Annotated in this window: 8 protein-coding genes; 1 reads left to right on the forward strand and 7 read right to left on the reverse strand. The window is 39.2% G+C overall.

Going from position 1 to position 9,654, the window contains the following annotated elements:
• Nucleotides 1–55 precede the first annotated feature (55 nt).
• Nucleotides 56–499, forward strand: a complete 444-nt coding sequence (locus A0J48_RS18655; RefSeq protein WP_200325683.1) for an SRPBCC family protein — start codon at nt 56–58, stop codon at nt 497–499.
• A 137-nt stretch (nt 500–636) separates the two neighbouring features.
• On the opposite strand, the gene A0J48_RS18660 is transcribed toward A0J48_RS18655, so the two are convergent.
• The 7 genes from A0J48_RS18660 to A0J48_RS18690 form a co-directional block, all read right to left on the reverse strand.
• The gene (locus A0J48_RS18660; protein ID WP_200325685.1) at nt 637–2,493 is read right to left on the reverse strand and encodes an ABC transporter ATP-binding protein; all 1,857 of its coding nucleotides are present in this window, start codon (nt 2,491–2,493) and stop codon (nt 637–639) included.
• A 154-nt stretch (nt 2,494–2,647) separates the two neighbouring features.
• Nucleotides 2,648–4,810, reverse strand: coding sequence for a tetratricopeptide repeat protein (locus A0J48_RS18665; RefSeq protein ID WP_200325687.1), 2,163 nt, complete (start codon nt 4,808–4,810; stop codon nt 2,648–2,650).
• Between the two features lie 256 nt (nt 4,811–5,066).
• Nucleotides 5,067–5,246, reverse strand: a complete 180-nt coding sequence (gene psb34, locus A0J48_RS18670) for a photosystem II assembly protein Psb34 (protein ID WP_200325689.1) — start codon at nt 5,244–5,246, stop codon at nt 5,067–5,069.
• A 452-nt stretch (nt 5,247–5,698) separates the two neighbouring features.
• A complete protein-coding gene (locus A0J48_RS18675) occupies nt 5,699–6,385 on the reverse strand; it encodes a Coq4 family protein (protein WP_200325691.1) in 687 nt (228 codons plus the stop codon).
• Between the two features lie 168 nt (nt 6,386–6,553).
• The gene (thiO, locus tag A0J48_RS27490) at nt 6,554–8,572 is read right to left on the reverse strand and encodes a glycine oxidase ThiO (protein WP_200325693.1); all 2,019 of its coding nucleotides are present in this window, start codon (nt 8,570–8,572) and stop codon (nt 6,554–6,556) included.
• A gap of 160 nt (nt 8,573–8,732) precedes the next feature.
• Nucleotides 8,733–9,209 (reverse strand): hypothetical protein, encoded by a 477-nt coding sequence (locus A0J48_RS18685; RefSeq protein WP_200325695.1) that lies wholly within the window; start codon nt 9,207–9,209, stop codon nt 8,733–8,735.
• A gap of 16 nt (nt 9,210–9,225) precedes the next feature.
• The gene (locus tag A0J48_RS18690) at nt 9,226–9,564 is read right to left on the reverse strand and encodes a 2Fe-2S iron-sulfur cluster-binding protein (protein WP_200325697.1); all 339 of its coding nucleotides are present in this window, start codon (nt 9,562–9,564) and stop codon (nt 9,226–9,228) included.
• Nucleotides 9,565–9,654 lie beyond the last annotated feature (90 nt).

Below are 9,654 nucleotides of genomic sequence, written 5' to 3' on the forward strand. Positions count from 1 at the left end.
ACCTTTTCCCATTGACAACTGACAACTGACAACTGACAACTGACAACTGACCAATATGGCTGAATGGTTAGAGCATAGCGTACAAGTAGAAGTAGACGCTCCTATAGAATTAGTATGGGGGTTGTGGTCAGATTTGGAACAAATGCCTAAGTGGATGAAATGGATAGATTCAGTGAATATCTCACCGGATGATCCAGAGATTTCACTGTGGAAATTAAGTACAGGGGGTTTAGAATTTAAGTGGAAATCCCGTATTCTCAAAGTTGTTCCTAACCAAATTATCCAATGGGAATCTGTTGATGGTTTGCCAAATCAGGGGGCAATTCGCTTTTATGATCGCCATGGGGGTAGTATTGTGAAAATGACTATTTCCTATGCTATTCCTGGTTTTTTGGGCAAACTTATGGATAATTTGTTTTTAGGAAAAGTCGTAGAGTCAACAATTCAAGCTGATTTGGAGAGGTTCAAAGAATACGCTCTCAATGTAAAAGCAGAGTAAGTCAGGAATATGGCTTACGCTACGCTGCGCTATCAGGAGTTCTCAATTTTGGATTTTGGATTTTGGATTTTGGATTGTTTTGAGCAACTTCAATCTAAAATCTAAAATTTTCTTCCCTGTTCCCTGTTCCCTATTCCCTATTCCCTATTCCCTGTAGGAATAGCTGCAATTAATTTCTGTGTATACTCTTCTTTGGGTTGAAGATAAATGCTTTGGGCTGTTCCTGTTTCCACAATTTTCCCTTGATTCATCACCAAAATGCGATCGCTCATAAATTTGACCACGCTTAAATCATGGGAAATGAAAATATAGGTCAAATTAAAATCTGCTTGCAATTCTTTTAACAAATTCAAAACTTGTGCTTGTACCGAAACATCTAAAGCCGAAACTGATTCATCACAAATAATAAATTGAGGATTTAAAGCCAAAGACCGGGCAATACAAATTCGTTGACGTTGACCACCGGAAAATTGATGGGGATAGCGTTTCATATCATCTGCACTCAATCCCACCCGTTCTAGAAGTTCTACAGCCCTTTCTTTTCGTTGTTGTTTTGATTTACCTACACCATGAATCAACAACGGTTCTATTACTGCATCACCAACTTTCATCCGGGGGTCAAGGGAACTAAAAGGATTTTGGAAAACTATTTGCATTTCTCGTCGCAATTGCTGCAACTCTTTTCCTTTGAGTTTAGTAATATCTTGCCCTTTAAAAATAATTTTACCGCCCATTGGTTCGATTAATCTCAGCAGAGTTCTACCCAAAGTGGTTTTACCACAACCTGATTCTCCTACCAATCCCAAAGTTTCCCCTGGGTACACATCAAAAGAAACAGAATTAACTGCTATGTGGTAGCGTTTTGTGCCACCAAATACTCCCCGCACAGGAAACCCAACTTTGAGATGATGAATTTGTAAAAGGGGTGATTTTTCTTGTAGATTTGCTAATCTTTGGTCAATTTCTTCTTGAGTAACTTCTGTGGGTGGGGTTGGTTTTTTCGCCTCAATTACTATTTGTCCGATTTCATCTTCTTGGACAGTCATGTAATCAGAAACAGTTAGTAATTTTTGCGGACGACGATCTAGAGTAGGACGACAAGCTACCAAACCTTTAGTATAGGGATGTTGGGGATGACTAAAAATTTGCGATGCTGTACCATATTCCACGATTTTACCTTTGTACATCACCGCTACTTGGTCAGCAATTTCTGCAATTAATCCCAAGTCATGACTGATAAAAATCATGCCCATGTCGCGTTTTTGCTGCAATTCCCGCATTAAGTCAATAATGGTTGCTTGGACTGTTACATCCAAAGCTGTGGTGGGTTCATCAGCAATTAACAGTGATGGGTTACAAGAAATTGCCATTGCAATCATTACTCGCTGTAACTGACCTCCAGAAAGTTGATGGGGATAGCGTTTCAGCATGGCTTCTTTGTGTTCTTTCACCAACTGCGCTATCTGATAATCACGACTGGGAGATAAATTAGAGTTAGTTAGCTGGCTAGTTTCGAGATATTGCTGTTGAATTTGTTCGTCACTGGGTAAAAGTTTAACTTCTTGTAGACCTGCGATCGCAATTCTCTTGGCTTCAACTGCACTGACTTTTTGATGACGCATAATTGCTTCTGTCAGTTGAAAGCCAATATCATAAACCGGGTTGAGAGAACTCATTGGTTCTTGAAAAATCATGGCGATATCACCACCCCGGTAAAGCTGCATTTCCTGGGGAGGTAAAGCCAATAAATCCAGAGGTTGGGCATTTTCCTGGGGACGAAACCAGATGTTTCCCTCCCTAACTCTACCGGGATATTGCAATAAACCCATTACAGCTAAAGCCGTTACTGATTTACCACTCCCAGACTCTCCCACTATTCCTAAAGTTTCACCTCGATTTAATTCAAAGCTAATGTCATCAACAGCGTTAACTGTGCGGCCATCACCGGCAAATTCAACTTGGAGATTGCGAACCTCTAGGATAGTTTCTTTCATAGGTCTGGGGTAGTAATTCAACAGGGAACGGGCAATAAAAGACTTTTTCAGCTTTTGTTAACCTCTAGCGGTAATTTTACCGATTGTTACACTTTTAGCAAATAACTGTCAGTCATTAGTCATTCCCTACACCCTACACCCTACACCCTACACCCTATAACTTAGGTAAAATCTCTGGAATTAAATTACCCGGAACTTTAGACAAAGCCAGATTTTGTCCTTGAATACCTAACTCATTATGGAAAGTGCGAATGATTTTGACTATATGGGAAAAAGTTGTGTGATAAGCTTCAGTGTTTTTATTTAAGCTGGTTAATGATTGAAGATGATGTTGTAAAGATGATTCTAAATGCTGAGAAAGAGTTTTTTTATCGCCAGTAAATGATGGGTCTGTGACTAATTGATAATGAGCTAAACCCAAGTTATTCTGTGTCGCTAATACATCAAAGCTGAGATTTTTTCGATTTAGAGAATCTGCTATTTTTAGGGTTTCTTGATAGGTTTTTATACATAATTGTAGGAAATTTTGGCGAATTTCTTTGGTTACTTGTGGTAGATTTGCTATGTGCCAGTAGGCAGTACCCAAATTATTGCGAGTTGCTGCACAGGCATTGGGAACATGAGTTGCTGTCCGATATTTTAAAGCTTCTAAGTAGAAATCAACAGCCAGTTGTAAATTTTCCAATGGTGTTTCATATTGGGAGAGATTCCAATAAGCAGTACCAATGTTATTTTGAATCATGCCATATTTGAGGGGATCATCAGCAGGTTTGTAGTAAACAAGTGCTGAATTATAAGCGGCGATCGCTTGCTTGAGATTTTCCAGCGGTTGGCTATGTTGCCCTAAATGCCAATAAGCAGTTCCTAAATTATTTTGACAGGCAGCATATTTGAAAGGATCAGTTTCCTCTGTTCGGTAGAGAAGTGCTTCATTGTAAGCTGTAACTGCTTGCTGCCAATTTTCTAATGGATTGGAAAACCTGGATAAATCACCATAAGCTGTCGCTAAATTATTTTGTACACGCGCATAAATTTCCGGTTGACTATCAGGTGAAATTAATTTGATTGCCAAACGATAAAATTCTATTCCCTGCTCGATATAAGTCTTTCCATCCTCACTACTTCCTGGTGTGCGGTGCAGCATCCAGTACAATGTACCCAAATCATTTAATGTATCAGGTAGTTGAGGTGAATTGTCATCATAGCTAACAGCTTCCTGATAGGCAATAATAGCCACCATTAAATTTTCTAGACTTGACTGTCCTTGCTCAATGCGAAGTCGATATAGATTTCCTAAATTATTATAAGCAACTGCTAGTTCCTCTTCACTAGCTTGTTGCATTTGTAATTGTTCAATTTCCCAAAGTAATTGCTGTGGTTGCAAGTTTTCATCGGCATCTTCAGCAATATTCTTGTTCAGTGTTGCTTTAACTAAGGAAATTAACTCATCGTTAATATGCGAGAAAGAGGAGAGGTTGGGAATACTATTTTGAACAGCAGAGACTTTGGTTGAATCTGGTGATTGATTTTCAAAAATTTCTGATGTCTGATCCAGAAAATCATCATCTTCTATAAACTGAAAATCTTGGACAGTCCTATCTATAAATTCATCTGAGGGGATTGATTCATCAAGAATTGATTTTTCCAGATTGCCTACATCTACACTGCGTAAACTGGAAAAATTTTGATGATCTCGATTATCAATACTTGGTGTCGGTTCTCCAGCAAAGACAAATAAACCTGTGCGACAATGCCAAAATTTTGGTGCTGATTGCTGGATAGCATACAACCAAGGACGGGGAACCCAAAATAGTAGGCTAGATTCTAGAAATGAACTAGATTCTTGGGTCGCAAAATACTGTTCACTTAGACGGAGATAGTGGAGAAATAAACGCTGTACTGCTACTGATTGTTTAGTTAGCAACTCCACACCAACTATCTGAAATGCTGGTATGGGTAAGGGACGACCTGGAGTATCTTTTGATTCCCCAACAATTGGTGGAGGATAATTAGCTAACCATTGATTTATCTGTACTATGGGATTGGGATCATTTAAATTCAACCGCAATGTAACTAACCGTGGATAAGCGGGAGTGCTAATTCCCCCTGTTTCTGCTGGTTGATATAACACTTGTCCTACCGGATAAGCCAAGGTAGAGTGCAACCTAGTAGCTATTTGATTTCTTAAGTGGATGTCATCACATACAGCAAAAAATATCTGCCGTCGCAAACCAATACTTAGGGCAAATTTTAGACGTTGATATACTTGCCGATTCCAAGCAAAAATATCTGGAGGTAAGGTTTCATTCACGCTCATGGTGGCTACAACAGCCGAAACACACTATAGATTCTGAAGTCAGGTAAATAAACATAACTGGAAAATCTCATATTCTGATTTTCAAGTAAATGTTTTCTGCTCAGGATAAATCGAGTTTTCACAACTTGACAAGACATTTAGTGTTTAATTATACTTAAATCCTATTTAATTCTAACAAAAAATAAAAAAATCAGGCTCTTCTTAACATGAGAACCTGAGAGTTTTAAAAATTAAATTTTATTAAAATAGTTGGAGTTTAACTGAGGTTTGACACGGCGAAGGCGACAAAAATCAAGCCCCCAACCAAAAGTGCAGCAGCAATTCCTAAAATAATGTAGGTACGCTTCTGTCCATCCGTGGGAGGTTCTGCTTGATAAACCTTGGGTTCACGGGCAAAGTTGTTGAGAAGACCGCCTTCTTCGTTGGTATAGGGCATGAAGTAATTCCTTATTATTTTCTTTTATTGAATGTTACATAGATTATGGTATTTATTTTCATAAAAATATATAAATCGTTACATCTAGTCAAAACTTAATTTTTTGGTTATGGTTTAACTATTGACAAATTCAACAGTTTATGAACTTATTCAATACAGTTTTTATCCGGCTTATATGCTGTGTTCATGTACTTGCTGACTTAATGATTCACTAATTTTCACTTTTCACTAATAAATTTATTCCTGATTGAGTAGGAATTTTATTAACAAAAATATCTATGCGAGATATTTTGCTACACTGTTAATAGTGATTTGTGGTTGGATTTTAAATCTAAATCTCAGAATTATGCAAAGAATATCTATAGAAAATTTTGGGCTAATTAAAAAAGTGGTATACAGTAGCATAATCTCAGAACTAGACTCAAAAACCTTATTTTTTAAAGAATCATATTTTACCTTACCGCTAATTCAGGAAGAGAATTCATTTGTAATTGAGTGCGAATTTCACTAATTGGGACATTCCAAAACTGATCCCATTTTTTCGAGATTAATTTAACAGGAGTATGAGAACCTAGAAAGTAACCACGGGATATTTCCATCATTAAAGGTTTGAATTGATGAGGTTGATAAAGACTAGTCAAAACCATGCCAAAACTTACCAGCATGATGCTAATAGGTATAGGAGTTTGTGCTAAAACAAAAGCTTGTAAACCTAATTCACCCATAACATCAGTATCAAACCCAGCAACTACATGATAAATATCATGGGTAGTTCTCCAAAGCATCTTTAAATAAGAAATATCATCAACAACAGGAACTTTTTTATAGAAGTTAGGATCAAAGCCTCTAACTTTCATTTCCTGAGCATAAATATGACCTAAAGTTCCTTCTGGAAGTTTGCTTAATTCATCTAAATTTATCGGTGCAGGTAGCCAACGTTCTGTAAATAAAGCGTTAATTTCCGAATTTTTTTTCAGTTCATCTACAGTTAAATGTGCTATTTCTGTTTGATCAAGTGCATCTTCAAAATCAAATACTGGATCAGTGCCATTGTATTGAGTTCTTAATGCTCTTGATGCGAGAAATTGAATATAAGCCAGAAGTCCTTTATCGTTATTATAGGTAATAAGATTATACATGATAATTCTGCGTTTACAAATCATGAAAATATAGTTTTATTATATGAGAGATAAGAAGTATTTTTCCTGTATCAAAAGGAAGATGTATTTATACAATTAATTTTACTTTTGGTAGACATAAACAACAGAAAAGCGGGCAAAATACCCGCCCCACAAAATTAGTTAAAATTAGCCCGTAATTGTTCCAGTCAAAGGAGAACTAGCACTAGCATAGTCTTTCATTGGCATCCTTCCCGCTAAATAAGCCATGCGTCCCGCCACAGTTGCCAAATTCATCGCATAAGCCATTGCTGGGGCATTTTCAGCCAGTGCGATCGCACTATTAATTAACAACGCATCTGCACCTAATTCCATTGCTTGTGCAGCTTCTGAAGGCGCACCAATACCAGCATCTACCACTACAGGCACTTTGGCATTTTCAATAATAATCTGAATATTGGCAGTAGTTTTTAACCCTTGTCCTGAACCTATAGGTGCTGCTAAAGGCATCACCGTTGCACAACCAACTTCTTCTAACCGCTTGGCTAACATTGGATCAGCATTAATATAAGGCAGCACTGCAAAACCTTCTTTTACCAATTGTTCCGCAGCTTGCAAAGTACCTATGGGATCAGGCAATAAATATTTAGTATCAGGTATAACTTCTAACTTGACAAAATTATTATCTTCCTGTCCCAATAATTTCGCCATTTCTCGTCCCAAACGTGCCACCCGCACCGCTTCTTCCGCAGTTTGACAACCAGCGGTATTCGGCAACATCCAGATTTTACCCCAATCTAAAGCTTCCGCTAAACCTTCATGTCCCGGTGCGTTGGTTTGTACTCGTCGCACAGCTACGGTAACAATTTGACAACCACTAGCAACGACGCTTTTTTGCATTTCCTCAATACTGCGATACTTTCCAGTTCCCGTCATCAAGCGAGATTGAAAGGTTTTACCAGCAATAATTAAACCTGAATCTTGTAGTGTTATTTCCGCAGGTCTGAGAGATAAATTCTTACTATGTCCGTTAGTGAAATTAGCAGGATGAGTTAGCATTGATGTTGTGGTAGAAGACTGGGTTTGAAAGCGGGAATAATGGAAATTAGTTAGAAGGGGATCTGTTTTTTGTGACCAAATCAAATCAGCAATTAACACTGCTGTGACTGGTGCAAGCAAAATTCCATTGCGATAATGACCAGTAGCAAAAGTTAAATTTTTACAGTGACTTTCACCTAAAATCGGTAATTCATCGGATGTAGCAGGACGAAAACCCCACCACATTTCTTGAATGGGATAATCTGCTAATTGGGGATAAAGACGAGTTGCACCTTCGAGTAAATTTTTAATACCTGCTGGTGTGTTATCGGGAGTAAAACCCACATCTTCACTGGTTGCGCCTAAAATAATAGAGCGATTTCGCCGGGGAACGATATAAATATTTTCCCCAAATAATACCCGCGTCAAAGGTAATTCTGTCTCAAATTCTGGTACTCGCAACCGTAGCATTTGTCCTTTGCGGGGACGCACTGGTAAAGGTAATAATTGATTTGTCCAAGCACCAGCGGCTAAAAGATAATGGTCAGCGTGAAGCAAACCAATGTTAGTTTGCACACCTATAACTTGTCCTTGTTGTTGACAAATAGCTTCTACTCTCACCCCATGCTTGAATTCCACACCCAAAGACTCAGCCGCACTCCGCAAAACTTTGACCAAAGCCTGGTTATCAACTTGCCCATCTTCAGGATACCACCAGCCACCAACTACATCTGCTCCCAAACCGGGCTGATATTCATGAATAGCATCTTTATCTAACCAAAAGCCTTGAGATTTGAAAGATGAGGAAATAGGGAGATTAACTTCTGCCTCCGGTTGGTGAGCGAAGTCGAACCACTGCCTCCTGCCTTCTGCCTCCTGATACACTGGGGCAAGGATGCCGCAAGGCCAATAACCTGTATTTAACCCCGTTAATTCTTCTAATTTGCTTGTCCAGTCGGGATATAAAGCAAGCGATCGCCTACACAAAGAAAGCATAGCCGCATTGGCGATATTTTCCGCATCAGGGGCTAACATTCCTGCGGCGGCGTGGCTGGCTGCGGCGGTAAAATCACGGCAAACAACAGTAACATTTGCACCGCGTAACTTCAATTCTACAGCGCAAGCCAACCCGATAATACCACCACCAATAATTAAAATGTCGCTAGTCATTAGTCAATAGTTATTAGTCATTAGTACATAACTAATAACCTATCAAGGCTGTAAATTGGTGATTGGTGATTGGTGATTGGTGATTGGTGATAATATTTATCTTCTTCCCTACACCCTACACCCTACACCCTACACTCTACACCCTATACCCATACTTTCACTACCACAAAGCGCGAATAGGTTCTTTGTCTTGATTAGTATCACCTGAACTGGAGCTTGTTTCTGTGGTAGAAGTATCATTATTATTGGTTTCTGGTGTATTATCAACCGTTCCTGTTGGCTCATTCGTAGAAGCATTACTTTGAGCTACACGGGTGCGGCTGGTATCATCAGAAAAGTCATTCCTGTTGGCAACTTCCGAATTATTGCTGTTAGAAGTTTCAGAATTATTTCTGGTAGAAGTTTCAGAGTTATTGCTAGTAGCAGTTTCAGAATTATTTCTGGTAGACGCTTCAGCATCATCCCTAGTAGCAGTGCTATTAACATTAATATTGGCTGGGAGAACGCTGGAAGCCCTCCTTCCTGGGGGAACATTGGCGCTTTGTTGTCCACCCATGGGAAAGTTAATACCCAGTAACGTACCCAGCAAAATTGCCACGCCTCCAGCCATCAAAATTAAGGGTGTCCATCTACCCATCTTGTTTCTCTCCTTTTTAACCTTCTGGTGTCCAAACTATCTGAGAACCTTGACCCCAAAATCCATTAAATTTTGTTACTTTTACATCACCTAAAACCTGCGTTTGACAAGCTAAACGCAAGTCAGATGCAGGAGAATGGGGTGGAAGGGAACGCCGCGTTTGATCACGCCAATTTGCTGCGGACACTTCGCCTTCTACCTTAACCGCACAAGTACCACAACTGCCAAGTCCACGACAGTTTATTACCTGAGAACTACCGTTATGGAGGTCAACACCATTTTTGAGCAGCACCTTTCTTAAATTGGCTTGGCTTTCACACTCAATTAATTTACCTTGAGCTAGTACCTTGGGCATATTGAAAATAACAAACTAAATTAAAGCAGGGAATAGGGTGTGGGGTGTGGGGTGTGGGGTGTAGGGTGTGAGGTGTAGGGTGTAAGGGGC

The sequence above is a fragment of the Sphaerospermopsis aphanizomenoides BCCUSP55 genome (genome assembly GCF_001586785.1).
GTDB lineage: Bacteria > Cyanobacteriota > Cyanobacteriia > Cyanobacteriales > Nostocaceae > Sphaerospermopsis_A > Sphaerospermopsis_A aphanizomenoides_A.

Excerpts from the sequence above, each read along its gene's own strand:
- A0J48_RS18655 (WP_200325683.1), top strand. The coding sequence starts at position 56 with ATGGCTGAATGGTTAGAGCATAGCGTACAAGTAGAAGTAGACGCTCCT.
- A0J48_RS18660 (WP_200325685.1), bottom strand. The coding sequence starts at position 2,493 with ATGAAAGAAACTATCCTAGAGGTTCGCAATCTCCAAGTTGAATTTGCC.
- A0J48_RS18665 (WP_200325687.1), bottom strand. The coding sequence starts at position 4,810 with ATGAGCGTGAATGAAACCTTACCTCCAGATATTTTTGCTTGGAATCGG.
- psb34 (WP_200325689.1), bottom strand. The coding sequence starts at position 5,246 with ATGCCCTATACCAACGAAGAAGGCGGTCTTCTCAACAACTTTGCCCGT.
- A0J48_RS18675 (WP_200325691.1), bottom strand. The coding sequence starts at position 6,385 with ATGTATAATCTTATTACCTATAATAACGATAAAGGACTTCTGGCTTAT.
- thiO (WP_200325693.1), bottom strand. The coding sequence starts at position 8,572 with ATGACTAGCGACATTTTAATTATTGGTGGTGGTATTATCGGGTTGGCT.
- A0J48_RS18685 (WP_200325695.1), bottom strand. The coding sequence starts at position 9,209 with ATGGGTAGATGGACACCCTTAATTTTGATGGCTGGAGGCGTGGCAATT.
- A0J48_RS18690 (WP_200325697.1), bottom strand. The coding sequence starts at position 9,564 with ATGCCCAAGGTACTAGCTCAAGGTAAATTAATTGAGTGTGAAAGCCAA.